Origin of the sequence: Curtobacterium sp. GC_Cur_3 (assembly GCF_026544205.1) — a bacterium.
Taxonomy (GTDB): domain Bacteria; phylum Actinomycetota; class Actinomycetes; order Actinomycetales; family Microbacteriaceae; genus Curtobacterium.
Genome location: NZ_JALNUI010000016.1, coordinates 33,322 through 58,547 on the forward strand (window position 1 = coordinate 33,322; position 25,226 = coordinate 58,547).

At 72.3% G+C, this 25,226-nt stretch carries 26 protein-coding genes; 6 read left to right on the forward strand and 20 right to left on the reverse strand.

Translation table 11 applies throughout. The features are described 5' to 3' along the window. The first annotated feature begins 13 nt into the window (after positions 1–13). Complete coding sequence (gene ku / locus OXR63_RS10090) at positions 14–952, forward strand: non-homologous end joining protein Ku (RefSeq protein ID WP_267422533.1); 939 nt, start codon at positions 14–16, stop codon at positions 950–952. Here the strand turns inward: ku and OXR63_RS10095 are convergent. After that, on the reverse strand, positions 949–1,452 hold the full coding sequence (locus OXR63_RS10095; RefSeq protein ID WP_267422536.1) for a DUF6328 family protein: 504 nt from the start codon (positions 1,450–1,452) through the stop codon (positions 949–951). The genes ku and OXR63_RS10095 overlap by 4 nt on opposite strands. Positions 1,453–1,510: 58 nt before the next feature. Here OXR63_RS10095 and OXR63_RS10100 point away from each other — a divergent pair, with 58 nt between their 5' ends. Continuing rightward, positions 1,511–2,131, forward strand: a complete 621-nt coding sequence (locus OXR63_RS10100) for an antibiotic biosynthesis monooxygenase (RefSeq protein WP_267422538.1) — start codon at positions 1,511–1,513, stop codon at positions 2,129–2,131. On the opposite strand, the gene OXR63_RS10105 is transcribed toward OXR63_RS10100, so the two are convergent. From OXR63_RS10105 to uriH, 4 genes are read right to left on the reverse strand one after another with little or no spacing between them, the layout of a single operon-like run. Continuing rightward, positions 2,128–3,069 (reverse strand): Ppx/GppA phosphatase family protein, encoded by a 942-nt coding sequence (locus OXR63_RS10105; protein WP_267422540.1) that lies wholly within the window; start codon positions 3,067–3,069, stop codon positions 2,128–2,130. The two genes, OXR63_RS10100 and OXR63_RS10105, sit on opposite strands and share 4 nt — an antisense overlap. Before the next feature lie 53 nt (positions 3,070–3,122). Then, positions 3,123–3,983, reverse strand: a complete 861-nt coding sequence (locus OXR63_RS10110) for a ribokinase (RefSeq protein ID WP_267422542.1) — start codon at positions 3,981–3,983, stop codon at positions 3,123–3,125. After that, entirely contained in the window at positions 3,980–5,419 is a 1,440-nt protein-coding gene (uriT, locus tag OXR63_RS10115) for a uridine transporter UriT (RefSeq protein WP_267422545.1), read from the reverse strand. Before uriT ends, OXR63_RS10110 begins: the two co-directional genes overlap by 4 nt. 6 nt (positions 5,420–5,425) lie before the next feature. After that, the gene (gene uriH / locus OXR63_RS10120) at positions 5,426–6,430 is read right to left on the reverse strand and encodes a uridine-preferring nucleoside hydrolase UriH (protein WP_374116110.1); all 1,005 of its coding nucleotides are present in this window, start codon (positions 6,428–6,430) and stop codon (positions 5,426–5,428) included. Between the two features lie 248 nt (positions 6,431–6,678). On the opposite strand from uriH, the gene OXR63_RS10125 reads away from it, so the two are divergent. Next, positions 6,679–7,689, forward strand: a complete 1,011-nt coding sequence (locus OXR63_RS10125) for a LacI family DNA-binding transcriptional regulator (protein WP_267422550.1) — start codon at positions 6,679–6,681, stop codon at positions 7,687–7,689. A 264-nt stretch (positions 7,690–7,953) separates the two neighbouring features. On the opposite strand, the gene OXR63_RS10130 is transcribed toward OXR63_RS10125, so the two are convergent. From OXR63_RS10130 to OXR63_RS10165, 8 genes are all read right to left on the reverse strand, one after another. Next, a complete protein-coding gene (locus OXR63_RS10130; protein WP_267422552.1) occupies positions 7,954–9,633 on the reverse strand; it encodes an MDR family MFS transporter in 1,680 nt (559 codons plus the stop codon). After that, complete coding sequence (locus OXR63_RS10135; RefSeq protein WP_267422554.1) at positions 9,630–10,268, reverse strand: TetR/AcrR family transcriptional regulator; 639 nt, start codon at positions 10,266–10,268, stop codon at positions 9,630–9,632. Before OXR63_RS10135 ends, OXR63_RS10130 begins: the two co-directional genes overlap by 4 nt. An 80-nt stretch (positions 10,269–10,348) precedes the next feature. Beyond that, complete coding sequence (locus tag OXR63_RS10140; protein WP_267422556.1) at positions 10,349–10,831, reverse strand: GNAT family N-acetyltransferase; 483 nt, start codon at positions 10,829–10,831, stop codon at positions 10,349–10,351. Between the two features lie 60 nt (positions 10,832–10,891). Next, positions 10,892–11,569 carry an HAD family hydrolase gene (locus OXR63_RS10145; RefSeq protein ID WP_267422558.1) on the reverse strand — a complete coding sequence of 226 codons (678 nt, stop codon included), beginning with the start codon at positions 11,567–11,569 and terminating at the stop codon, positions 10,892–10,894. Between the two features lie 137 nt (positions 11,570–11,706). Next, complete coding sequence (locus tag OXR63_RS10150) at positions 11,707–12,279, reverse strand: DUF3618 domain-containing protein (RefSeq protein WP_267422560.1); 573 nt, start codon at positions 12,277–12,279, stop codon at positions 11,707–11,709. Next, positions 12,276–12,719: a phage holin family protein gene (locus tag OXR63_RS10155; protein WP_267422563.1), complete on the reverse strand. Its 444-nt coding sequence runs from the start codon at positions 12,717–12,719 to the stop codon at positions 12,276–12,278. The genes OXR63_RS10150 and OXR63_RS10155 overlap by 4 nt, the downstream gene beginning before the upstream one ends. Then, positions 12,716–13,660: a hypothetical protein gene (locus tag OXR63_RS10160; protein ID WP_267422565.1), complete on the reverse strand. Its 945-nt coding sequence runs from the start codon at positions 13,658–13,660 to the stop codon at positions 12,716–12,718. The genes OXR63_RS10155 and OXR63_RS10160 overlap by 4 nt, the downstream gene beginning before the upstream one ends. Before the next feature lie 307 nt (positions 13,661–13,967). Continuing rightward, positions 13,968–14,576 carry a helix-turn-helix domain-containing protein gene (locus OXR63_RS10165; RefSeq protein ID WP_267422569.1) on the reverse strand — a complete coding sequence of 203 codons (609 nt, stop codon included), beginning with the start codon at positions 14,574–14,576 and terminating at the stop codon, positions 13,968–13,970. 66 nt (positions 14,577–14,642) lie between these two features. On the opposite strand from OXR63_RS10165, the gene OXR63_RS10170 reads away from it, so the two are divergent. Then, positions 14,643–15,617 (forward strand): NAD(P)/FAD-dependent oxidoreductase, encoded by a 975-nt coding sequence (locus tag OXR63_RS10170; protein ID WP_267422571.1) that lies wholly within the window; start codon positions 14,643–14,645, stop codon positions 15,615–15,617. A 149-nt stretch (positions 15,618–15,766) separates the two neighbouring features. On the opposite strand, the gene OXR63_RS10175 is transcribed toward OXR63_RS10170, so the two are convergent. The 4 genes from OXR63_RS10175 to OXR63_RS10190 all read right to left on the reverse strand — a co-directional run bounded on the left by OXR63_RS10175 (position 15,767) and on the right by OXR63_RS10190 (position 19,822). Next, complete coding sequence (locus OXR63_RS10175; protein ID WP_267422573.1) at positions 15,767–16,444, reverse strand: pentapeptide repeat-containing protein; 678 nt, start codon at positions 16,442–16,444, stop codon at positions 15,767–15,769. 108 nt (positions 16,445–16,552) lie between these two features. After that, on the reverse strand, positions 16,553–17,581 hold the full coding sequence (locus OXR63_RS10180) for an NAD-dependent epimerase/dehydratase family protein (protein ID WP_267422575.1): 1,029 nt from the start codon (positions 17,579–17,581) through the stop codon (positions 16,553–16,555). Then, entirely contained in the window at positions 17,578–18,771 is a 1,194-nt protein-coding gene (locus OXR63_RS10185) for a zinc-dependent alcohol dehydrogenase (RefSeq protein WP_267422577.1), read from the reverse strand. The genes OXR63_RS10180 and OXR63_RS10185 overlap by 4 nt, the downstream gene beginning before the upstream one ends. Positions 18,772–18,916: 145 nt before the next feature. After that, entirely contained in the window at positions 18,917–19,822 is a 906-nt protein-coding gene (locus OXR63_RS10190; protein WP_267422579.1) for an aminoglycoside phosphotransferase family protein, read from the reverse strand. A gap of 45 nt (positions 19,823–19,867) precedes the next feature. Between OXR63_RS10190 and OXR63_RS10195 the strand changes: the two genes are divergently transcribed. Then, positions 19,868–20,233 (forward strand): nuclear transport factor 2 family protein, encoded by a 366-nt coding sequence (locus OXR63_RS10195; protein ID WP_267422581.1) that lies wholly within the window; start codon positions 19,868–19,870, stop codon positions 20,231–20,233. 15 nt (positions 20,234–20,248) lie between these two features. Here OXR63_RS10195 and OXR63_RS10200 read toward each other — a convergent pair whose 3' ends face one another. Beyond that, positions 20,249–20,887, reverse strand: coding sequence for a DNA alkylation repair protein (locus OXR63_RS10200; RefSeq protein ID WP_267422583.1), 639 nt, complete (start codon positions 20,885–20,887; stop codon positions 20,249–20,251). Between the two features lie 19 nt (positions 20,888–20,906). Continuing rightward, positions 20,907–22,073 carry a peptidoglycan DD-metalloendopeptidase family protein gene (locus tag OXR63_RS10205; RefSeq protein WP_267422585.1) on the reverse strand — a complete coding sequence of 389 codons (1,167 nt, stop codon included), beginning with the start codon at positions 22,071–22,073 and terminating at the stop codon, positions 20,907–20,909. Between the two features lie 334 nt (positions 22,074–22,407). Here OXR63_RS10205 and OXR63_RS10210 point away from each other — a divergent pair, with 334 nt between their 5' ends. After that, complete coding sequence (locus tag OXR63_RS10210; protein ID WP_267422682.1) at positions 22,408–24,276, forward strand: gamma-glutamyltransferase family protein; 1,869 nt, start codon at positions 22,408–22,410, stop codon at positions 24,274–24,276. Positions 24,277–24,341: 65 nt separating this feature from the next. Here OXR63_RS10210 and OXR63_RS10215 read toward each other — a convergent pair whose 3' ends face one another. Then, complete coding sequence (locus tag OXR63_RS10215) at positions 24,342–25,220, reverse strand: G5 domain-containing protein (protein ID WP_267422588.1); 879 nt, start codon at positions 25,218–25,220, stop codon at positions 24,342–24,344. Positions 25,221–25,226: the final 6 nt, after the last annotated feature.

Consider the following 25,226-nt stretch of genomic DNA (forward strand, 5'->3'; position numbering starts at 1 on the left):
GCATCATGTGGGGATGAGGTCGATCTGGAAGGGTTCCATCGCGTTCGGGCTGGTGAACGTGCCGATCAAGGTCTACGCCGCCACCGAGACCCACGACGTCTCCATGCACCAGGTCCACGACGAGGACAAGGCCCGCATCCGGTACAAGCGGGTGTGTGAGCTCGGGCACGAGGTCGAGTACGCCGACATCGAGCGCGCCTACGACGACGGCGAGAAGACCGTCGTCCTCACCGCCGACGACTTCAAGAAGCTGCCCCAGGAGCAGTCGCACGAGATCGAGGTCCTCGAGTTCGTCCCCGTCGAGCAGGTCGACCCGATGATGTTCGAGAAGACCTACTACCTCGAACCGGACTCCCGCTCCCCGAAGGCCTACGTCCTGCTCCGACGCACCCTCGAGGAGACCGACCGTCTCGCCGTCGTGCAGTTCACGCTCCGCCAGAAGACCCGGCTCGGCGTGCTCCGCGTCCACGACGACGTGCTGCTCCTGCAGGGGCTCCTGTGGGGCGACGAGGTCCGGTCCGCGGACTTCAAGGCGCTCGACACCTCGGTGAAGGTGAGCGCGAACGAGCTGAAGATGTCGTCGTCCCTGGTCGAGAGCATGTCGACGGACTTCGACCCCGACCGCTACACGGACGAGTACCAGGCGGAACTCCAGCAGCTCATCGACGCCAAGCTCGAGTCCGGCGACGACGTCGACACCGCCGCGACGTTCGGCGAGCAGGCCTCGTCCGACGACGACGAGGGCGGTGACGTCATCGACCTGATGGCCGCGCTGCGCGCGTCCGTGGACAAGAAGCGGACGGGAGGCTCGGGGTCGCGTCCGTCGAGCGGCTCGCGGTCGTCCGGGGCCGACGACGCGTCGCCCGCGGCGACGAAGAAGGCTCCCGCGAAGAAGGCTCCCGCGAAGAAGCCGGCAACCAAGAAGCCCGCGGCCAAGAAGCAGGCCAGCTAGCCGTCGTCGCGGCGCGTCCTGCGCAGCGAGAACGGCAGTGCCGTCCAGAGCAGCGCGGTCCCCACGAAGACGGCCGTGCCGCCGATGATCCCGCCGACGTCGCCGAGCACCACGTCGAACACGAACAGGACCGTCCCCGCGAACAGCAGAGCACTCGCGATGAGCGCCGTCAGCAGGATGGCGTTCCCGACCCGGACCAGGTCGTGCTTCTGCCGCTGTCGGAAGACGAGCCGGTGCGTCGCGACGGCGGACAGCGCGACGACGGTGACCACGACCGCGAGCACGACGAGCACCAGGTAGATCGTCTCCTGCGCATCCGTCAGGGTCGTGAACCGCTGCTGGAACGGCAGCGTGAGCAGGAAGCCAGCCAGGATCTGCGTGCCGGTCTGCACGATCCGGAGCTCCTGCTGGATGTCGATCCAGTTGCGGTCCCAGCGCTCCGTCGGTGTCTCGTGCCGCCCGCGCTCGGTGTCCGCGGACGCGTCGTTCGTCGTGTCCATGCGCTGAACCTACCCAGGCCGACATGAGCGTGAAACACGGGTCCGCGACACTGGTCCCATGACTCCACAAGAGCCTGGGAGCCTGCAGTCGTCACCCGAGACCGCCGGCCCGCCCGTCACCGTGTCCATCACCCGCCTGGTCGAACCCGAGCGCATCCCCGAGGTCACCCGCTGGGTGCAGTCCGGGGTCAACCTGGCGAACCGCTACCCGGGCTTCCTCGGGTCCGGGTGGGTCCGCTCCCGGGCCCAGTCCCGCGAGTGGCACATGCTCTACCGCTTCGCCGACCACGACTCCCTGTCGACGTGGGAGAACTCCGACGACCGGCTGCGCTGGCTGGACCTGGGCCGCGACCTCGTGGTGGAGTCCCGCGTCGAGAAGCGCACCGGGATCGAGGGCTGGTTCGACGTCCCCCAGGACGCCCCGTCGTCGAGCGCTCCCCCGCGGTGGAAGCAGGCCGTGAGCATCTGGCTCGGGTTCTTCCCGGTGAACCTCGCGTTCACGATCGTCGTCGGGCTGCTCGTGCCGTCGTTCGCCGGGCTCGCCGCGTTCCCCCGCGTCCTGATCACCACGGTCGTCCTCACCCCGATCATGACGTTCTGGGTGCTGCCGTTCGTGACGAAGCTCATCCGCCCGTGGCTGCTCGCGCCGCCGAGGTCCAGGAGCGCCAGGAGCCGCTAGGGCGCCCCGAGGACGGACAGCTGGTCGAGCCGTTCGAGGATGACGCCCTCGCGGAGCGCCCACGGGCAGATCTCCAGCGCGGGCAGGTCGAAGATGTCCAGGCACGCCTCAGCGACGAGCGCTCCCGGCACGACCTGGTGCGCCCGACTCGGAGAGACCCCGGGCAGCGTCGCGAGCTCGTCGACGGACATCTGCAGCAGCGAGGGCAGCTTCGCCCGGAGGACGTCGCCGTCGAGCGACCGTGCGACGAGGGGCCCGGAGGCCGACGGCGCCGCCCCACAGATGCGGGCGATCGACCGGAACGTCTTGGAGGTCGCGACGGCCCGGTCCGGAACCCCCGATCGGAGGAGTCTGCCGGCATCTCGGGCGATCTCGACGCGGATGTCGTGCCGGAGGCGGCGGACGTCGTCCTCGGTGGGCGTCCCGTCGGCGAAGAACGACCGCGCCAGCCGCGCGGCGCCGATCGGCATCGACCACGCGACGTCCGGCGCCTCGTCAGCACCGCCGGCGATCTCGAGCGACCCACCTCCGATGTCGAACACGGCCAGCCGTCCGGCGGACCAGCCGAACCAGCGCCGCACGGCGAGGAACGTCAGCCGGGCCTCGTCCGACCCGGACAGCACGGCGAGCTCGACGCCGGTCCGGTCCTGCACGTGCGCCAGAACCGCCTCGGAGTTCACCGCGTCACGCACGGCCGAGGTCGCGAACCCGAGCATGTCCTCGCACCCGCGGTCCTCCGCGACCCGGACCGACTCGGCGACGAACCCGGTGAGGGCGTCGATGCCGGCCGGCGTCACCGCGCCCCGCTCGTCGAGGTGCTCAGCGAGCCGGAGCGCCTGCTTGAAGGAGGACGCCGGCAGCGGCGCGGCGCCGCCGTGGGCGTCGACCACCAGCAGGTGACCGGTGTTGGACCCGATGTCGAGGACTCCCACGCGCATCCCGCAACGCTAGCGGCCGCAGCGGGGTCGCCATGACCGCCAGGAGGCTCGGCCTACGCCCGCAGGAACGCCTCGAGCTGCGCCGTGGTCGGGTAGGACGCCTGCGCGCCTGCCCCGGTCGCAGCGTAGGCCCCGACACCGGCGGCGAACCGTGCGGCGTCGAGGAGCGTGTCACCAGCAGCGAGTCGGAGCGCCACGGCACCCATGAACGCGTCACCACAGCCCGTGGTGTCGACGGCCTCGACGGGCACCGCGGGGACCTCGACGGGCGCGGTGCCGCCGTCGTGCACGACCGAGCCGTCGCCCCCGCGGGTCACGATCGACCGGGCGACGCCGTGGTCACCGAGTGCGGCGGCCTCGTGCTCGTTGACCAGCAGCACGTCCGTCAGGTCGAGCAGCTCGCGCGGCACGTCGCCGAACGGGGACAGGTTCGTCAGGACCGTGACGCCGGCCTCGTGTGCCGCGCGGGCGGCGGCGAGCACCACGTCGATGGACACCTCGAGGCAGAGGCCGAGGACAGCGGCGTCACGGAAGGCCTCGGCGGGCAGGTCGTCCGTGGTGAGGGTCGCGTTCGCGCCGCCGGAGATCACGATGGTGTTCTCACCGTGGGCGTCGACGGTGATCACGGCGGTGCCGGTGGCCGTCCCCTCCCGGACGGCGACGTGCGTCGTGTCCGCACCCGCAGCCGCGACGGAGTCGCGGAGCAGCGCGCCGTTCCCGTCGTCGCCGACCGCACCGATCATGCGCACCGTGCCCCCGAGCCTCCCGGCAGCGACGGCCTGGTTGGCGGACTTGCCGCCCGGCAGGATCGCGAGGTCGGATCCGTGCAGGGTCTCGCCGGGCTTCGGGAAGCGGTCCGTCCGGACGACCAGGTCCGCGTTCAACGACCCGACGATCACGATGGTCTCGGTCATCGGACGCTCTCCTTCTGTCGGCCGATGGCGGGTGTCTCGGCATCCTCCGGTCGGGGGATGAGGAACGAGATCGCCAGGGCGGCGGTCGTGATGACGGCTCCGAGCAGCATCCCACCGGAGTAGCCGGCGGTACCCGAGGACCCGCCGACCCCGAGCGCGATCTGCAGCGCCGGCAGCACGGCGAAGCTGACGCCCGCGCCGAGGTTGAACGCACCGGCGTTGAGGCCCGGCAGGAACCCGGGGTTCGAGTCCGGGGAGAGCACGATGCCCAGGCCGTTCAGGATGATGTTCGCGATGCCGGCGTACGTGATGCCGATGAGCACGGTGGTGGCGACGAGGACCGGCAGCGAGTGCACGCCGACGAACGCCATCAGGACGGTGGCGACGATGCTGCCGACCAGTCCGACGCGCAGCACGGCACGGTAGCCCAGCGTCGGGGCGAGCCGACCGGCGAACGGTCCGACGATCCAGCCGACCAGCGCGTACGGCGTGAGGAACACGAGCGAGGCGAGGTCGGGCTCCATCCCGAAGCCCGCGTCGCCGTTCTGGGCGAGCGACGTGACCAGGCCGTTCACGACCGCGAAGACGCCGGTCATCGTGAGGAACGTCGTCGCGAGGAGCGCCCAGGTCGCCCGGCGCTTGAGGAACCGGGTCTCGACGAGGGGCTCGCGGACGCGGGACTCGACCGCCCAGAACACGGCGAAGGCCGCGAGGGCGACGACGATCCCGCCGACCACGAGCACCGGGTTCGCGGCGCCGAGCTTGCCGGCCTCGTTGAACGCCGTCAGCAGCGCACCGACCGAGACGACGAGCGGGACGACGCCGACCCAGTCCATCCTGGTGCCCGCCGACGGACGCGACTCGACGCCCCAGACGGCGACGAGCGCCAGGGCGACGATCGTGACGACCGCGATCACCCAGAAGATGCCCCGGAAGCCGAAGTTCGTCGCGATCCAGCCGCCGGCCAGGGCGTCGATCCCGGCGATGCCGCCGTTGACCGCGGTCAGCAGGCCGAGGGCAGCGCCGTAGCGCTTCGGGTCGGTGATCTCGTTGCGCAGGACGAGCAGGGAGATCGGCACCACCGGGCCGGTGACGCCCTGGATGATGCGGCCGGCGAAGAGCATCGGGACGTTCACCGCGAGCGCGGCGACGACGCTGCCGACGAGCATCACCGCGAGCATGCCGACGAGCACGCGCTTCCGCCCGACGATGTCCGACAGGCGGGGCAGGAACAGGGAGAACAGTGCGGCGAGCGTGAAGTACAGGGTCTGCGAGAGGCCGATCGTCGCGTCGTCCGTGTGGAGCTCCCGCGCCATGGTGACCAGCGCGGGGCTGAGCATGCTGGCGTTGAGCTGGAACGCGATGCAGGCGGCGAGCAGCGCGGCGGTGAGCGCGCCGATGGACTTCTTCGACGTCGTCGTCGAGGGGGTGCTCATGGTGGGTCAGATCTCCGTGGTGGTGATGGTCGGCTGGTTCGTGCTCGGCTGGGTGGTGCTCGGCTGCGTGGTCAGGCCGGCCTCGACGGCGTCGGCGGCGGCGCGGGGCGTCCAGCCGGTGTCGGGCGTCTCCCCGATGCGCTCGAGAGCGTCGACGACGAGGTCCCAGAACCGGGCGTGGTCGAGCTCCAGCGCGGCGCTCGTGCGGCAGTCCTCCGGTGCGGGTGCGCGGAAGTCGGCGACGGTCATGCCGAGGGTCAGCGTGCCCTGGGTCTCGATGCGGATCGGGACCTTCACCGCGCGGACGATCGTCGGGTCGATCACGTACGCGACGGCGCAGGGGTCGTGGACGGGCGGGGCGTCGAAGCCCTGCGCGTCCCGGTAGGTCTGGCCGAAGAAGTCGAGGAGCTCCCCCACGAAGGCGGCCGGGCCGGTGCCGACGGCGGCGATCCGGGCGGCGACCTCGGGGGTGGCGAGGGCCTGGTGCGTCAGGTCGAGCCCGACCATGACGACGTCCCAGCCGGCGTCGAAGACGATCGACGCGGCCTCGGGGTCGATGACGATGTTGAACTCGGCGACCGGGCTCCAGTTGCCCACGTGCACGCCGCCGCCCATCAGGACGACCTGCTTGACGCGGTCGACGATGCGGGGCTCCTTGCGCGCTGCGAGTGCGATGTTCGTCAGGCCGCCGGTCGGCACGAGGGTGACCGTGCCGGGCTCGTGCGCCATCACGGTGTCGATGATCAGGTCGACCGCGTGCCGCTCGTCGAGTTCGAACGACGGCTCGGGCAGGACGGGTCCGTCGAGGCCGCTCTCGCCGTGGATCGCCGGGGCGACCTCGATCGGACGGAGGATCGGACGTGCGGCACCGGCGGCGAACGGCACGCCGGCGATGCCGGCGATGCGGGCGACGGCGAGGGCGTTCCGCGTGACCTTCGGCAGCGTCTGGTTGCCGACGACGGTGGTGACGGCGAGGAGCTCGATGTCCGGGTTGCCGTGGGCGAGCAGCATCGCGACGGCGTCGTCGTGGCCGGGGTCGCAGTCGAGGATGATCTTCTCGGGCTGGCGGGGGGCGTCGGTCACGGTGGTGCTCCACTTCGTCGGGGATCCGGGCGTTCCGCCCGGGTGGTGGTCGGTGGCCTGACGCGCCATGCACGCCGCGTCAAGCGTTTGACATCACACCGCATCAAGCGCTTGACGTCAAGTCGAACCGGGACGCCGAGCCGGTGTCGGCCGTCTCGCTCGGTAGCATCGACGCCGTGCCCCCGTCCCCGCGAAGTCGCTCCGCTGCGTCCGGACGCGTGACCGCGGCGATGGTCGCGGAGCGCGCCGGCACGAGCATCGCGACGGTCTCCCTCGTGGTCAACGGCAAGGACCGCGGCCGTGTCTCCGTGCCGATCGCCACCCGGGTCCGTGACGCGGTCGATGAGCTCGGGTACGTCGTGGACCACGCCGCGAGCTCCCTCGCGCGGGGCAGCGGCGACCTCGTGGTGCTCATCGCGCCCGACCTGTCGAACCCGTTCTTCGCCGAGGTCATCCGCGGCGTCCGGGACACCGTCGGCGACCGCTTCCAGCTCGTGCTGTCGGTCACCGAGCGCGGAGAACAGCCCGTCGACGCGGACGTGCGCCGGTTCGAACGACTCCGACCCGCGGGGATCCTGGTGGACGCACCGGCCGACGGCGAGTCCATGTCTGCCGGCGTCCCCGTGGTGCTGCTCGACGCTCCGGGAGGCACCGGCGCCGTCAACTACGACCTGTCCTCCGGCGTCGACGCCCTCGTCGCGCACCTCGCCGCCGCCGGACACCGCCGTGTCGGGTACCTCGACGGGACCTCGCGCGCGACGACCTTCGCCGTGCGCCGCGCCCTGTTCGACGAGGCCTGCGCTGCTGCGGACATCACCGTGTCGTCCGTCGTGGCACGGGCTGACCTGACGATCGACGCCGCCGCGTCCGCCGTGGAGTCGGTCGTCGACACCTGGCTCGCCGAGGGCGTCACCGCGGTCGTGGGCGCTGCCGACACCCTGGCGTACGGGGTGCTCCGTGTGGCGGCCGAGCGGGGCTTCGCCGTGCCGAGGACCCTCGCGGTCGCCGGGTTCGACGACCTGCCGTCGTCGTCCGTCACCGCGCCGGCCCTGACGAGCGTCGCACTCCCGGGAGCCGAGCTCGGCCGGGCCGCGGCGCTCCGACTCCTCGCGATGCTCGACGGCACCGAGGCGCCCGACCCGGCCCTCCCCACGCGGCTGGTCCCTCGCGCGAGCACCCGCGCCTGACCCACCCGACGCCTGACTCCCCCGTGCGGCGCCGCCCTGGGCGACATCATCGCTGTCGCACGACGTCGACATTGTCGCGCACCCGCAGAGTCAGGCCACGCCCCGACGTCGAACGACAACATCGCTGTCGTACGACGTCGAGGTTGTCGTTCCGAGTCGGGAGCGGCGAGTGGGCGCGGGGAGCGCAGCGCGCACCCGCACCGACGACGGACGGGAGGCCCGGTGCCAGCTGGCACCGGGCCTCCCGTCCGAGCGTGCTCGCGACTACGCGTCGCGCCGCGAGTCCGCGGCCTCGGCAGGCGCCGACTCCACACCGGCGCGGCGGGAGCGCTCGAGCTCGTCAGCCTCGGTGCCACCGACGGCCTCACCGCGGGCGACCATGCCGGCCACGTCCGCGAGCTGCATCTGCGGGATGAACAGCGCGAGCAGGAACGCGATGGCGATGAAGGGCAGCAGGTACCAGAACACCGGCGACAGCGAGTCGGCGTAGGCGTTCACGATGCCGTCCTGCACGGCCTGGGGCAGCTTCGCGAGCTGGGTCGGGTCGATGCTCGCGCTCGCGGAGGCCGCCTGGGACGCACTGCCGCCGGCGCCGCGGAAGACGTCGGTGAGCGCGTCGGTCAGGCGCGAGGTGAAGAGCGCCCCGAACACGGCCACGCCGAGGGAGGCGCCGACCTCGCGGAAGTAGTTGTTCGTCGAGGTGGCGGTGCCGACCTGCTCCGGCGGGACGGCGTTCTGCGCGACGAGGACCACGACCTGCATGATGAGACCGAGCCCGGCGCCGAACACGAACAGGTACACGCAGATCAGCCAGATCGGGGTGCTCGCGGCGAGGGTCGTCATGCCGAGCATCGCGATGCCGACCACGATCGTGCCGATGATCGGGAACGCGCGGTACCGGCCGGTCTTGGTGATGAGCGTGCCGGAGACGATGGACGTGCCGATCAGGCCGACCATCATCGGCAGCATCAGCAGGCCGGAGACCGCCGCAGAGGTGCCGGACGCCATCTGCAGGAACGTCGGGACGAAGCCGATCGCGGCGAACATGCCGAGGCCGAGCACGAAGCCGATCGCCGTCGCGGTGACGAAGGTGCGGTTGCGGAAGAACGAGAGCGGGATGATCGGGTCCTGCGCCCGCGACTCGACGTACACGAAGAGCGCCGCGGCGACGAGGAAGCCCGCGCCCCAGGCCCAGGTCTCCGGTGCACCCCAGCCGTGCTGACGGTTGCCGCCGAACTCGGTGAAGAAGACCAGGCACGCCGTGGTGGCCGACAGCAGCGCCACCCCGAGGACGTCGATCCGCTTCGTGGCCTTCTTGCTCGGCAGCGTCAGGGCGAACCACGCGACGGCGAACGCCGCGATCCCGACCGGGATGTTGATCCAGAACGCCCAGTGCCAGGTCATGTGGTCGACGAAGAACCCGCCGAGCAGCGGACCGCCGACGGCCGAGAGCCCGAAGATCGCACCGAGCGGGCCGAGGTACTTGCCGCGCTGCGAGGCGGGGACGATGTCCGCGATGATCGCCTGCGACAGGATCATCAGCCCGCCGCCGCCGAGGCCCTGCAGCGCGCGGAACACCACGAACTGCCAGAAGCCGGTCGACATCGCGCACCCGAGGGACGCCAGCGTGAACAGGGCGATCGCGACGAGGAACAGGTTGCGACGACCGATGAGGTCACCGAACTTGCCGTAGATCGGCATCACGATGGTGGAGGCGAGCAGGTACCCGGTCGTGATCCAGGCCTGGTGCGCCACGCCACCGAGGTCGCCCACGATCGTCGGCATCGCGGTGGACACGATCGTCTGGTCGAGGCTCGAGAGCAGCATGCCGGCGATGAGCGCCGAGAAGATGATCCAGATCCGGCGCTGGGTGAGCAGCAGCGGCCCGTCGGCCGGCCCACTGCCGGGACGGGTGCGTTTCGTGCGCGAGGCGGTGGCGCTCATGGGGTGTCTTCCTGGTCGACGGACACGGTCGGTCCGGTGGTGATGGCCGCTCGCATGAGACGGAGGTTGGTGGTGAGCAGCGCGTCGAAGGTCGGCCCGGTGGACTCGTCGAAGTCGTCGTCGAAGTAGTGCTCGGCGGTCACCCGGAGCAGGCCGGCCGCCGACTCGGTGACGAGCCGGGCGCGGGGGTCGTCGGGCACGGTCCAGCCGAAGCGCTCCCGCACGGCGGCGGTCACCTTGGCGAGCTGGACGTCCGTGGCCGACAGGAACCGTGCGACCAGGGCCGGCTCGCGCTCGAAGACCTTCCGCACGAGGACCTCGTCGGCGCGGTTCAGGCCGACGATCCGCAGCTGCTCGATCGCCAGCGCGACGATCGAGGAGAGCGGGTCGAGCGAGACCGGCACCAGCTGCCCCTTGGCGTAGGCCGTCAGGGTCTCGACGTCGGCGTGCAGCTCGATGCCGAGGACGACGTCCTCTTTCGTCGCGAAGTGGTTGAAGAACGTCCGGCGGGACACCCCGACGGACTCGCACAGCTGCTCGATCGTGAACCCCGTGAGCCCGTGCTCGACGGTCACCCGACGGGCCTCGCCGACCATGCGTCGACGGAGCACGCGGGTGCGCTCAGCGGTGTTCACCGCACAAGAATTGCACTCAGCGCGCCAGAGTGCAATTCACACCTGGTGAACGCCCAGGAAGCAGAACCTCAGCGACCGCCCTACAGCGCCTTGTCGAAGCAGAACGACCAGGGCATCGTCGCTAGGTAGGGCTCGTACACGGGGATCGCACGCCACCCGGTCTTCTCGTACAGGGCGACGGCGTCCGGCTGCCGGTCGCCCGTCTGCAGGACCAGCCGCTCGGCCCCCTGCTCGCGGCCGATCTGCTCGCACTCGTCGAGGAGCTTCGTCGCCGCACCCTGGCCACGCGCCGACGACAGCACGATGAGGCGCTTCAGCTCGACCTCGTCGCCGAGTCGACGGATCGCGATGTGCCCGACGGCCGCTCCGGACTCGTCGATCGCGAGCACCGAGCTGATCACCGTCGACGGGTCCACCGCGAGGACACGGTCACGCTCCGCCGTGACGGCGGGGTCCTCGTCCGCGTTCGCCGAGCCGTACCGCTCGTGCATCTCCTCGTCCATGCGGGCACGGAGGACGACGGCGCGGGGGTCGTCCCAGAGGACGCGTTCGATCGTGATCACGATCGACCATCTTTCCACGCGGGTACGACACCGGCCGACGCCGCCCGGACGACAGGAACGTCACCGCCCGAGCGCGCCGATCGGCCCGTCCTCGATGTCGGCGAGCACCGCGGCCGCGTCGTCGTACACGGCAGCGGCGCCGGCGTTCCGCAGTTCGTCGCCCCCGACCCCGCCCGTCATCACCGAGATGCACGTCACCCCCACCTTCGCCGAGGTCTCCACGTCCCACATCGCGTCGCCGATCATGACGGCGTTCGACGGGTCGACACCGGCGCGGTCGAGGGCGATCTGCACGATGTCCGGCGCGGGCTTCGCTTCCTCGACGTCCTCGCCGCTCGTCACGACGCTGATCCATTGCTCGGCGTCGAGCAGTTCGCGCAACCGGACGAGTTCGTTCTCCGGGGCGCTCGTCGCGAGCACGACCGCGTGGCCGCGTGCGGCGACGGCCTCGAGCAGCTCACGCGCTCCCGGCAGCAGGCGCAGGCGCGGCATGTGCTCGGCGAAGTAGGCCGCCTGGTACTGCTTCGCGGTGTCGCGGTCCTCGTCCGACATGTCCGGCACGAGCTCGTCGAGCAGGCGGGAGCCGTCCATCCCGATCAGCCGGTGGATGCGCCAGGCGTCGACCGACTGTCCGGTCACCCGGAAGGCCCGCCACCAGGCGTCCACGTGCGCGTAGTTGGAGTCGACGAGCGTGCCGTCGATGTCGAACAGGACTGCGGTCGAGGGAGCGTCGGTCATCCGCCCAGCGAACTCCCGGCGGCCTCATCACCGACCCAGCGAGCCACATGACGCGACGCGACAGCAACGACCGAACGACGGACGGGAGGCACGGTGCCAGCTGGCACCGTGCCTCCCGTCCGTCGTGTGGCTGGGTCTCAGGCCCCGCGCACGTCCTGTGCGGACGACTGCGCGTTGTCCTTGACGTCGGACGCGGCGCCCTGCGCCTCGTCCTTCACCGTCTGGGCCGCGTCCTGCGCGGTGCCCTTCAGGTCCTGCGCGTGCTCCTTGGCGGAGTCGCCGAGCTGCGAGCCGACGTCCTTCGCCGTCTCCTTGACCTGGTCGACGAGGGGCGCTGCGCGGTCCTTGAGTTCACCGGCCAGCTCCTCCTCCTTCGCCGAGGTCGGGATGAGCGAGGACGCGAGCCACCCGGCACCGAAGGCGATGAGCCCCACGGCGAGCGGGTTGCCCTTGGCCTTCTCGACACCGCGCTGTGCGGCGTCCTTGGCCTGGTCGGTCGCACCGGAGGCAGAGCCTGAGGCGCTGGAGCGAGCCGAGTCGGCTGCGCCCATGACGGAGTCGCGGACGCCCTGGAAGCGGCTCTTGACCTTCTCGGTCTGACGGTGTGCGATCGATGACGGACTCACCTTGTCGGCGAGGGCGTCGACGTCGGACCCGAGGGTCCCCCGTGTCTGCTCGATCTCTGCGCGGATCTCGTCTGGCGTGCTCATGCGTTCCTCCCGGAGTTGGGCTTCAGTGCGTCGGGGATCTCCTTGGCCGTCTCCACGGTCTGGGGAGCGCCCTTGATCTGCTTCATCTGCTTGCGTCCCTGCAGCGCGAGGATGCCGGCGACGATCGCGTAGATGACCGCGATCACGACTGCCGACCACGCGTTGCCGATGAGGTAGCCGAGACCCCACCAGGCGGCGATCGACAGGAACAACAGGGCGAACAGCGCGGTCAGGCCGGCGCCGCCGAACATGCCGGCACCCTTGCCCGCCTTCTTCGCGGACTCGGTGAGCTCGGCCTTCGCCAGCGCCACCTCCTGCCGGAACAGGCTGGAGATGTCGCGGGAGACGTCGGTGAGGAGTTCACCGAGCGGTGTGGTCGCGGCGCGTTCCTCGGGGGTCGGTTCGCCGATCCCGGACGGGCCGGGGACGGAATGGCTCATACGCCGGTCCCCGTCCCGGTGGTGCCGGTGCCCGTCGTGTGGGTCGTGCCGGTGCCCGTGGTGCCGGGCGTGTGGGTCGTGCCGGTGCCCGTGGCGTCGGCTTCCTTCTCGTGCTTGACCTCGGTGGTGATCGCCTTGGTCAGACGGCCCGCGAGGATCCCCGCGCCGGCGGCCATCGCGATGAACGCACCGGGACGCTTGGCGGCGAAGGACTTGACCTCGTCGAGGAGGGAGCCCGGGTCGCGGTTCTCGAGGAAGCCGGCGGCCGAGGACGCACGGCCCGACAGGTCGCGGACGACGCGCGAGGCGACACCCTGCTCCTCGTCGTTGTCCGCCATGCGGCCGAGCTGCTCGCCCAGGCTCTTCAGCCCGCTGGCGGCACGCTGCTGCTGCTCGCCGGCCTGCTGCTTGAGGTTCTCGGACGCCTGGCCGTAGAGCTGCTTGGCGTGGTCGGTCGCCTCGGAGGCCACGTTGGCGGCCTGCTCCTTGGCGGTGCCGGCGACGTTCGCGGCCTTCTCCTTGGCGTCACCAGCGACGTCCTGTGCTGCACCCTTGGCCGCGTCGGCCTTGGCCTTGGCGTCCGAGTCGGAGCCGCCGGAGGACGAGCCACCGGAGGACGGGCCGCCGGAGATGCCGGCGGTGCTGCCCGAGCCGGGCAGGAGGTCGTGGTCCGCGATCGAGCCGGTCGCCGAGCCGGGGGCACCGGCGCCGCTGAGGCCGGCGGCCGACGGGGTCGCGGGGAGCTGCTCGCTCGCGGGGACCGCCGAGGAGGTCGAGTCGTCGCCGAGTCCGAGGAGGTCGGCGTCGCGTCCGTCCTCGAGCGGGGTGGTGTCCGCCCAGGTAGGCACGGTCACTCCGGGGTGGATCTCGTGGCCCTCGGCGGCAGCCGTGCGGTCGTGGATCGGGGTCCCGGAGTCGTTCCCGGGTGGGTTCGTGGTCATGATGAGCCTTCCGGTCGTCCGCCGCGGGCACTGCACCAGCGGCGTGCGTCACAAGGTGGTCGCCCGCTGCTGCTCACGGTCACAGGAAGGTCACGAAACCGCGTCCAGCGGATGAGCGGCCGCGATCTGCTCGGTCGGCGCGGTCGGCGCGGTCGGCGCGGTCGGCGCGGTCGGCGCGGTGCGAGGTTGACCGCCCCGTGCGGGGTGACAGGCCCGCACCCGGTGTGCGACCTCGCACCGGCCGGGGCAGCGCGCACCGTGCGAGGCCAGCGCCGGCCGCCGGCCGCCCTCCGCCGGCGCCCCGCCCTCAGGACGCCGGACGGGACCGCACGTGCGCCCGCTCCCCCTGCGGTCCGTAGAGGCAGAGCACCTCGGTCACCTGGTCCGTCACGTTGCCGATCCAGTGCGGCGTGTGGGTGTCGAACTCGGCGACCTCGCCCGGCCCGAGGTCGAGGTCGTGCTCGCCGAGCAGCAGCCGCAACCGCCCGGACATGACGTAGAGCCACTCGTAGCCCTCGTGCGTCCGGAGGGAGGGCTCCCCGCCCGGCGAGCGCGGCGGGAACAGCTGCTTGAACGAGCGCACGCCGCCGGTCCGCCGGGTCAGCGGCACCACCACCCGGTCGCCGTGCTGCTCGGGCTTCAGGTGCACCCGAGGGTCCCCGGTCCGCGGTGCCCCCACCAGGTCGTCGAGCGGCACCTGGTACGCCTGCGCGAGCGGCAGCAGGAGCTCCAGCGTGGGCTTCCGCTGCCCGGACTCGAGGCGCGAGAGCGTGCTGACGGAGATCCCCGTCTGCTCCGCGAGCGCCGCCAACGTCACCTCCTGGCGCTGCCGCAGCGTGCGCAGGCGCGGGCCGACGCCGTCGACGACCTGCGCCGTCGTCCGCGGCGTGCGCCGAGCCTCCTGGTCGTGTCCCATGGCCCCATGTTGCCAGAGCAGCAACGAAGGTTGCCAGTGTTGCGACGGGAGCCGCACCATGTGCGCATGTCCAACACCCACGACGTCCTCGTCATCGGCGGCGGAGCCGCCGGCCTCGCCGCAGCGCTCATCCTCGGCCGGTCCCGCCGGTCCGTCCTCGTCGTCGACGGCGGCGCACCCCGCAACGCCCGCGCCGAGGGCGTCCACAACTACCTCGGGCAGGAGGGCACCTCGCCCGCCGACCTGCTCCGCACCGGTCGCGACGAGGTCGCCCGGTACGGCGTCACCGTCACGGCCGGGAGGCTCGTGGCCGCGACCGCCGGACCCGTCGCTGACGGCGACCCGGTCGGCTTCACGGCCACCCTCGACTCCGGCGAGCAGGTGTCGGCCCGGCGCGTGGTCGTCGCCTCCGGCGCCGTGGACGTCCTGCCGGACGTGCCGGGTCTCGCGGAGCAGTGGGGCCGCGGGGTGGTGCACTGCCCGTTCTGCCACGGGTGGGAGATCCGCGACCGGCGGATCGGCGTCCTGGTCGGGACCCCGTTCGGCGCTCACCACGCGCTGATGTTCCGGGCGCTGAGCGACGACGTGACGGCGTTCGTCGTCGACCCCACGTTCGCTGACGACACCGCCCGAGCCGGTTTCGCTGCTCGGGGGATCAGGGTCGTGGATGCTCGCGTGACCCGGGTGCTCGCCGCGGACGGTCGTCTGTCGGGGGTCGAGCTCGACGACGGCTCCGTGGTGGAGCTCGACGCCCTGGCCACCGCGAGCACGGCCGAGGCGCGGGTCGAGGGGCTCGAGGGCCTCGGGCTCGTCGCGGTCGACCAGTTCATGGGCGACCACCGGATCGCCAGCGCCCTCACGGTCGGGCCGACGGGGGCGACCGACGTCCCCGGGGTGTGGGCCGCCGGCAACGTGGCGTCGCCGATGGCCACGGTGATCGCGTCGGCCGCTGCCGGGACGATGGCGGGTGCTGCCGTGCACGGGGACCTCGTGCAGGCGGACCTGGCGGCCGCTCTGGCGCTGGTCGACACCGCGCGGTGAGACGCGCCGTGGTGCGGCCCGGCGTGGTGCGAGGTTGACCACTCCGTGCGGCCTCACGGGGTCGCACGGGGCGTACGACCTCGCACGGGCCGGAGCGGCTCGCACGGTGCGGCGCCGGGCGTCGGCGGCGCGGCTCGCACGGTGCGAGCTCAGGCCACGCGGTACCCGGCCTGCGCGGCCAGCAGCGGCGCGAGCGCGTAGAGCTGGTCCGTGCCGATCGTCGCACCGCGGAAGCCCTCGAGCCGCTCGACCCGATCGAGGTCGGCGCCGCGCAGGTCCACGTGTTCGATGCGGGTGTTCGAGCCCTCGGCCGCGCGGATCCGAGTGCCCTCGAAGGACACGCGCAGCAGTCGGGCGTCGGCGATGTCGAGCTCGTCGATGACGCAGTCGCGGAACACCACGTCGGTCACCGTCGCACCGCGGAGGTTGACGAACCCGAGCTTCATGCCGACGAACTCGACGCCGTTCAGCCCCGAGTCGTACAGCTCGGCGGACCCGATGCGCCCGCCGGCGACCCGGACCTCGCGCCACGAACTGCTCGACGCGCGGAGCACCGGCGCGTCGAGGCTCTCGATGACGGTGTCGCGCACGCGGAGTCCCCGCAGGTCGGCGGCGTCGGCGTGGAGCACCTCGACGACGCACTCCTCGAGCTCGAGGTCCGGCAGCCGCTCCCCCGCCAGGTCGAGCGACGCGATCCGCCGGCCGTCGATGCGGTCGCCCGTGAGCACGTCCCCCGGCCCTGCGACCCAGTCGGTGAGGTCGGACGGAACGGACAGGGTGATGCGCGGGGCGTCGGTGCCGGAGGACTTCGCGGAGGATCGGGCCATGTGCCCAGTCTGCCGGTCCGCACCGACGACGCCGCCGCGGCGGCAGGCGCAGCCGCAGCGGCAGGCGCAGCCGCAGCGGCAGGCGCAGCCGCAGCGGGCGCGACCCGGCTACCCGCTGAGGGGAGCCGACCCGGGGACGTTCGTCTCGGTCGCGAAGCCGGCCACCAGGTCACGGAGCGCGTCCGTGGCGGTGTGGCGAGCCTCCCACCCGAGTTCCGTGCGCGCACGGTCGGTCGACATGACCGGCACCGACGCCGCGATGTCGATCCAGCCGGCGTCCGTCGGCTGCAGCCGCAGGCGCCAGGTCAGGGTGACGATCCCGCGGAGCAGGCCGAGCGGGATGCGGACCGCACCGCGCATGCGCAGGACCCGCGCGATGCGGGGCGGCGTGAGCACCGGCTCGGCGGCGATGTTGAACGCGCCGCCGGCTCGTCGGTCGATCGTGCGCCAGTAGGCGTCGGCGACGTCGTCGGCGTGCACGGCCTGGAACACGAACGGGTACGGCAGGGGCAGCACGGCCCACTGGATCCACCGGACGGCCCGCATCGGGACCAGGTGGCCGAGGAACAGCCCGCGGATCTCGGCGGCAGCAGCCCGCTGGAAGATCAGTCCGGGGCGCAGGCGGGTGAGGACCACCTCGGGGTGCGCGAGGGCGAAGGCGTCCATCGCCCGCTCGTTCTCCGCCTTGTGGATGGCGTACGTGGCGGTGGGGATGCCGTCGGTCGGGAAGGTCTCGTCGACACGGTGACGCTTGCCCTCCACGTCGACGCCGCGGTACGCACCGACAGATGACGCGATGACGACCTGCGGCACCTCGGCACGGGCGACGGCCTCGAGGACGTTCGCCGTGCCCACGACGTTGGTGCGGTGCTGCGCGGGGATGTCGTGCGTCGGCTGCAGGGCCCACGCCAGGTTCACCACCGCGTCGGCACCCCGGAACACGGCGACCAGCTGGTCGACCGCGTCCGGAGCCCCGACGTCGACGGCGTGCCAGGCGGCGTCGCCGTACGGCGCGGTGTGCACGTCGGGCAGGCGTCGGGCGACCCCGACGACCTGGACGTCCGACTCCGCCGACAGGCGACGGAGCACGGCGGTCCCGACGTTGCCCGTCGCGCCGACGACGACGACGCGGGTCACGCCGCGGCCATGGCGGGGTCGAGGACGACCTTCACGCAGTTGTCCTGCTTCTTCTGGAAGACCTCGTACATGTGCGGGGCGTCCTCGAGCGACACGCGGTGCGACGTCAGGTCGAGCGTGCCGAGCGGGTCCGACGGGTCGGAGACGAGCGGCATGATGTCGTCGATCCAGCGCTTCACGTTGCACTGGCCCTCGCGGATGGTGATCTGCTTGTCGAACAGCGTCATCATCGGCATCGGGTCGGCCATGCCGCCGTAGACGCCGCTCAGGGAGACGGTGCCGCCGCGGCGGACCAGGTCGATCGCGGTGTGCACGGCGTCGAGCCGGTCGACACCGGCGGTCTCGATGGCCTTCTGCGCGAGCTTGTCGGGCAGCAGGCCCGCGGCGCGCTGGGCGAACCCGGCGACGGGGTTGCCGTGCGCCTCCATGCCCACACCGTCGACGACGGCGTCCGGGCCGCGGCCGTCGGTCAGGTCGACGAGCTCGGCGACCAGGTCCTTGGACATGTCGAACGTCTCGATGCCGTACTTCGCCGCGAGGTCACGACGAACCTGCTCCGGCTCGACGGCGAGCACGCGGTAGCCGAGGTGCTTGCCGATGCGGGCGGCGAACTGCCCCACCGGGCCGAGGCCGAGCACCGCGAGCGTGCCGCCCTCGGGGACGTCGGCGTACTGCACGGCCTGCCACGCGGTCGGCAGGATGTCGCTCATGAAGAGCCAGCGGTCGTCGGGGGTGCCGTCGTCCGGGATCACGATGGGGCCGTAGTCGGCGTGCGGCACGCGGAGGTACTCGGCCTGGCCACCGGGGACCTGGCCGTACATCTTCGTGTAGCCGAACAGGGCCGCACCGCTGCCGTACTCGGTGACCTGGGTGGTCTCGCACTGGGACTGCAGCCCGCGCTGGCACATGTAGCAGTGCCCGCAGGAGATGTTGAAGGGGACGACGACGCGGTCGCCGACCTTGAGGTTCGTGACGGCGGAGCCGACCTCCTCGACGATGCCCATCGGCTCGTGGCCCAGGACGTCGCCCTTGTCGATGTACGGGCCGAGCACACGGTACAGGTGCAGGTCGGAGCCGCAGATCGCCGTGGAGGTGATCCGCACGATCGCGTCGGTCGGCTCCTGGATGGTCGGGTCGGGAACGGTCTCGACGGACACCTTCTCGGTGCCCTGCCAGGTCAGTGCGCGCATGAGCGCTCCTCTCGTCGCGGGGGTCGAGCCGAGTGGGAGGCACGGCTGACGTCCCCCTCCTGGGTACGCGCACCTCCCGTGGCGCGCTCCCAGCCCGGATGCGGTCGGGAGGCTCGTGGCGGCGCCGCCACGAGCCTCCAGTCCGTCAGACGACCGGGTCCGCGAGCGTGGCGGCGAGCACCGCCTGCCACGTCGCGGAGTCCCCCGGGCCGGCGCTGCCGGCCAGCATGATCAGCGCCTTCCAGAGGGACCACCCGCGGCCACGCGCCCACGTGTCGGCGTCGAGGCGGACGGCGTCACGGAACACCCGGCGGCTGGTGTGGTCGAGGAACGTCCACGCCAGCACCAGGTCGCACGCCGGGTCGCCGACGCCGCACGTGCCGAAGTCGATGAGTGCCGACAGCCGGCCCCCGCCGTCGACCAGCAGGTTCGTCGCCGCGACGTCGCCGTGGAACCAGACACCGGGTCCCGGCCAGGTCGACGCGCACGCCGCTTCCCAGACCTGGCGGCACGCCCGCTGGTCGACCGTGTCGCCGAGGGCCGCGAGGGCGCGCTCGACCTCGTCCCCGTACACGGACGGGTGTGCGCCACGGTCGAAGGAATGCGGACCCGGCGCCGGGCCGTCCGCCGGCGGAACCGAGCGGAGCTGGCGGAGTGCCCGCCCGACGTCGGCCGCGAGCGCGGACCGGTCGACGTCCGTGCGCGCAACGACGGTCCCCGCGAGCCACCGCCGGACCGACCACGGGAACGGGTAGCCGGCGCCAGGACCACCGAGCGCGACCGGCTCGGGCACCGCGACGTCGAGCAGCGGCGCGAGGTACGGCAGCACCCGCTGCTCCTTCTCCACCGCTGGGACGTAGGCGGCGGCGCTCGGCAGCCGGACGCTCAGGTCGTCGCCGAGCCGGTACGTGCGGTTGTCCCAGCCCTGCACGTCGACCTCGTGGATGGGCAGCCCAGACCACGCGGGGAACTGCTCCGCGACGAGGCGCTCGACCAGGGCGGCGTCGATCGTCGGTCGGTCGGGCACGTCGGGCACGTCGGTGTGCTGCATGCCCTCATCCTCCTCGTCGACACCGGCTGCGCCTAGGCTCCGAGCATGTCGACCACCGCTGAGCTCCTCACCGCGAACCTCCACGACGTCTTCGGCAACCGGGACGCCGCCTCCCGCCGGGCTGCGATCGAGCGCACCTACGCGCCGGACGTCCTCTTCACCGACCCGGAGGGGACCGTCACCGGCTGGGACGCCCTCGAGGCCAAGGCCGCCGAGCTCCTCGACCCGACGCCCGGCGCGTTCCAGTTCGCGGAGGAGGGCCGCCGCTACGTCTCGGCCACGCACGGCGCACTGTCGTGGGGGTTCGGTCCCGTCGGTGACCCCGTCGCGCGCGGTGTCGACGTCATCGAGGTCCGCGACGGCCTCGTCGTGACGCTGACGACGATCCTGGCCGAGGGTCAGTCCTCGTAGGTCCGCCGGACGGTCTCAGCTCGCGCGGCCCTCGCGCAGCCGGTCGCGCACGGCCGGCGGCAGGTGCTCGGTCGCCGTCTCGAGGGCACCCCGCGTCAGGAAGCGCCCCTGCTGCTCGAGGAACGCCACGAGCGCGGACTCGGACGCCCGCTTGCCGACCTCGCGCAGCACCCAGCCGAGGGCGCTCTGCACGGTCTCGCCGCGCTCCCGGACGACCCGCCCGGCGATGACGAGCGGCACCTCGGCGTCGCCCTGCTTGACGAACGCCAGCGTCGCCACGACCGCGATCCGCCGGACCCAGGCCACGTCGGACTTCACGAGCGCGAACAGCGGCCCCGTCGAACCGCCGACCATCGGCGCACCGACGAGCTCCTCGGCCGCGATGTCGACCAGGTCTGCCCGGTCGAGCCGTTCCGCCCGCGCCGCAGCCAGGTACTCGTCCGTCAGCTCCGGGTCCGGCCGCTCCCGCATCGCCTGCACGAGCAGCACGACCGCGAGCAGCCGCGCGCCCGTGTCCTCGCTCCAGAGCAGCGCCGAGCGTTCGCCCTCGTCCAGGTCGGCGAAGCGCCGGGCGACGCGTCGCGCAGCGGCGACGTCCCCCTCGGTCCGCGCGAAGGCGACCAGGACGTCCTCGGCGGTGGCGCGGGAGGTCATCCGCTCCAGCGTACGACCGTCAGCGGAAGTGCAGCAGCGTCATCGGGTCCTTGAGCGTCCCGTTCACGCGGGTCTCGACGTGCACGTGGGGTCCGGTGGACTGCCCCGTGTTGCCCGACTTCGCGATCTCGGTCGACTTCGACACGTTCTGGCCCTTCTTGACCTCGATGACGCTGAGGTGCGCCGTCAGGACGGTGGTCAGGCCGTACTTCACGACGACGTAGTTGCCGTAGGAGGCGTTGTTCGCGACGGTCTCGGTGACCGTGCCGCTGCCCGAGGCGTAGACCGGCGTGCCGGTGCCGACCGCAGCGTCCGTGCCCTGGTGGTAGCGCGGGGTGTGCCCGGCTCCGCGGTCGTCGCCGTAGCGCCCCGAGATCTTGATGGAGGAGACGGGCCACAGCAGTCCGGTCACCGGTCGGGAGGACCAGACTCGGGTGCTCTGGCTGCCGTAGAGCACGACGTTCGAGTCGAGCTGCACGAGGAGCTGCCCGGCGCCGGCCTTGCTGGTGCGCGAGGACCAGAGTGCGCGCTTGTCGGGGCCGTAGACCACGAGGTTGCCGTCGGCCTGGACCGCCGCCCACGAGCCCGGGTGCCCGCTGGTGTTCGTCGCCCAGGTCGCCGCGCCGTTCACGTACTGCACCAGGTTGCCGTCGGCCTGCATCGTGAACCGGCGGTTGGCGCTCGCGTCGGACCGGAGGACGGTGCCCGGCTGGATGACGTTGCCCGCGGAGACGCGGTCCTGGAAGGTCTGCACCTGCCAGAGCGTCCTCTTGGCGGAGTCGCGCATCCGCAGCGAGCCGTCCGGCAGCACGCCGAAGTCCCGCCCGACCTTGCCGCCGGCACCCCACCGGGCGACGACCTTGCCGGCACGCTGGACGGAGAGCACGCCGTCCGTGCCGACGACCGCCACCGCGCCGGAGTTCCCCGCGGTGTTCGACGCCCAGAGGACGACGTTGCCGATGCCGTACTCGACGAGGTTGCCGTCGCCCTGCATGACGAGGCGGAACTGCCCGTTCGCCGAGGTCAGCGCGTCGTTGACCTGCATGGTCGTGCCGGCGGGCGCGGCCGTGTTCGTCGTGGTCGCGCTGGCCGGGGCCGCGAGGGCGATGCTGCCGGCGACGGTGATCGCCACGGCGGTGATGACCGCGGCGAGCCGGGTCCTGGTCCTGGTCGTGCTGCTGCGCATGGTTCCCCTGGTTCGGCGGCTCTCCTGACGAGCCGCGTGCGCCCCACCTGGTGCGAGCCGCCGAACGATGTTCGCCGCGGAGCCGATGCAGGACACAGCCCCAGTCGTGGGGGCTGTACGCGACGACCGTCGTGTGCAGGCGACCGGGCTCCGCACGGACGCGACCGGGACGGACCGCGGGTTCGTGCTGCTCGTCGCCCGTGATTGTATGCAGTGAGGCCCGCTCCTGAGAGCGTCGTCGCACCCGACCGGAAGTGACACCGTGAGCATCAACCCCGCCTTCGTCGAACCGAGCGTCGAGACCACCCGGCCGGACCTCCTGGGCACGTTCGGCATGGCCGCGTCCACGCACTGGATCGCGACCGCCACCGCCCAGTCCGTCCTCGAGCGCGGCGGCAACGCCTTCGACGCCGCGGTCGCCGGCGCGTTCGTCCTCCACGTCGTCGAACCGCACCTGAACGGCCCCGGTGGTGACATGACGGCCGTCTTCGCGACCGCCGACGACCCCACGCCCGTCGTCCTGTCCGGTCAGGGTCCGGCCCCCGCGGGCGCGACCCCGGAGCACTTCCGCGCGGAGGGCCTCGACCTGGTCCCCGGGGCCGGAGCCCTCGCCGCCGCCGTGCCCGGCGCCGTCGACGCCTGGCTCCTGCTGCTCCGCGACCACGGCACGTGGGAACTCGCCGACGTCCTCGCGCCGGCCGTCGGCTACGCCCGCGACGGGCACCCGATCGCGCCGCGCGTGGCCGCGACGATCGCGACGGTGCAGAGCCTGTTCCGCGACCACTGGCCGTCCTCAGCTGACCGGTGGATGCCGGGAGGCTCGGTGCCGGTCGCCGGGGACGTCGTCCGCAACGAGACGTGGGCCGCCGTCCTCGACCGCCTCATCGGCGCCGGCTCCGGTCACGACGACGCCGGTCTCGACGACGCTGGTCAGGGCAGCGACGGCGCCGGCTCCGCCGACGACGGCCGCGTCCGCCGCATCGACGCCGCCCGGGACGCCTGGGCGACCGGGTTCGTGGCCGAAGCAATCGACCGCTTCGTGCGGACCCCGCACCGCCACGCCTCGGGCACCGACCACGCCGGGGTCATCCGCGCCGGCGACCTCGCCGCGTTCCGGGCCTCGTACGAACCGGCGACGACGGCCGAGTTCCGCGGCTGCACGATCGCGAAGACCGGACCGTGGGGACAGGGGCCGGCGCTGCTCCAGACGCTGCGGCTGCTCGACCCGCTCGACGACGCGCTGCTCGACCCGTCCACCGTCGCCGGTGCGCACACGATCGTCGAGGCGCAGAAGCTCGCCATCGCCGACCGCGAGGCGTACTACGGCGACGGCGACGTCCCGATGGCCGAGCTGCTCTCGGACGGGTACTCGGACGACCGCCGTGCCCTCATCGGCGAGCGCGCCTCGCACGAGCTCCGTCCGGGGTCGGTGTCCGTCCCCGCCGGGGCGCTCCCGCCGCTCCGCGAGACGTACACGCCGAGCGGCGAACCCGTCGCCGGCGTCGGTGAGCCGACCGTCCCCGGCGCACGTGGGAACGCTGTCGTGGCCCCGGCCGAGGACGACGCCCTGACCGAGGACCGCGGCGAACCGATCGTGATGGAGACCGGTGAGACCCGGGGCGACACGGTCCACATCGACGTCGTCGATCGCTGGGGCAACATCGTCAGCGCGACCCCGTCCGGCGGCTGGCTGCAGTCCTCGCCGACGATCCCCGAGCTCGGGTTCTGCCTCGGCACCCGCCTGCAGATGGTCTGGCTCGAGGAGGGCACCGCGTCGACGCTGCGTCCCGGCCAGCGTCCGCGGACGACCCTGACGCCGACCCTGGTGCTCCGTGACGGCGCTCCCGTCCTGGCTCTGGGCTCCCCCGGCGGCGACCAGCAGGACCAGTGGCAGCTGCTGTTCCTGCTCCGCACCATCGTCGGCGGGTACTCCCCGCAGCAGGCCATCGACGCCCCCGCGCTGCACACGACGTCGTTCCCGGGCTCGTTCTGGCCCCGCACCTGGACCCCGGGCGGCCTGGTGGTCGAGGACCGCCTCGGCGACGAGGTCATCGCCGGCCTCGAGGCGCTCGGGCACGTCGTCACCCGCGCCGGCGCCTGGTCGCTCGGCCGCCTGTCCTGCGTGACGCGGGACCCCGCCACCGGCCTCGTCGGCGCCGCCGCCAATTCCCGCGGCGCGCAGGGCCACGCCACGGGACGCTGACGATCCGCATGGCCATCTGAGACGACGACTGCAGGCGCAGTCGTCGTCTCAGACAAGCGATGCTGTCAGTACCAGACCGCTACGCCGCCGTGGTGCGAGCAGGTCCCCTGGCGGTGCGCCGAGAACGAGGTCGATCCGTCATTGCAGAGCGCGGTCGGGCCGCTGGCCGGCACCGCCGGAGCGGGGGCCTGCTGCACCGGAGCAGGTGCTGCCGGTGCAACGGGCGCAGGGGCAGGGGCGGGCGCCACGTACGTGCCGTGCGTCGTCACCTGCGCTGTGGGCGGCGTCGTGACTTCCTGCTTCACCTGGTGGCGGCCGGTCTCGACGCCGTCCGCCTTGGTGACCTCGAACGTGGTCGTCGTGACACCGTTCACTCCGGCAGTGGTGACCCGGTCGGTCCCCTGCGCGAGGGTCGCGCTGTCGACCGTCGTGGAGCCGTAGGGGATCACGGCGTCCTCGGTGACGAGTTCGGTCGTGACCACCGGCGTCGGAGTCGGGGTCGCGGTCGGAGTCGCCGTGTGCGATGCCGCGCGCGACGGAGCAGCGGAGGCCACGGCGGCGGCCAGGGACGCCGGCCGTTGCTGCTCGGGATGTGCGGCTCCGTACGCCGACGACGAGCCGAGGAGCACCGCGAACGCGATGCCGAACGCGGCAGCGGCGGTCGCCCGCTTGGCGGGGAGACGAAGCCAGGTGCGGCGGCGGGTAGTCCATCCGTAGGCGGCTGTGACGAGGACCACGAGCGCGATCATCAGCGTCATCGACCAGAAGCCACCAGAGAAGAGGGCGATGAGTGCGAGCACGGCGGTGAGGACGATGCCCGTCCGGGTCGACCGGGGCAGGCGTCGCCAGAAGCTGGATCGGGGTTCGGGAGAGGGGTTCGGGTTCGGGTTCGGGTTCGGGTTCGGGTTCGGGTTCGGGTTCGGGTTCGGGTTCGGGTTTGACACGCTGGG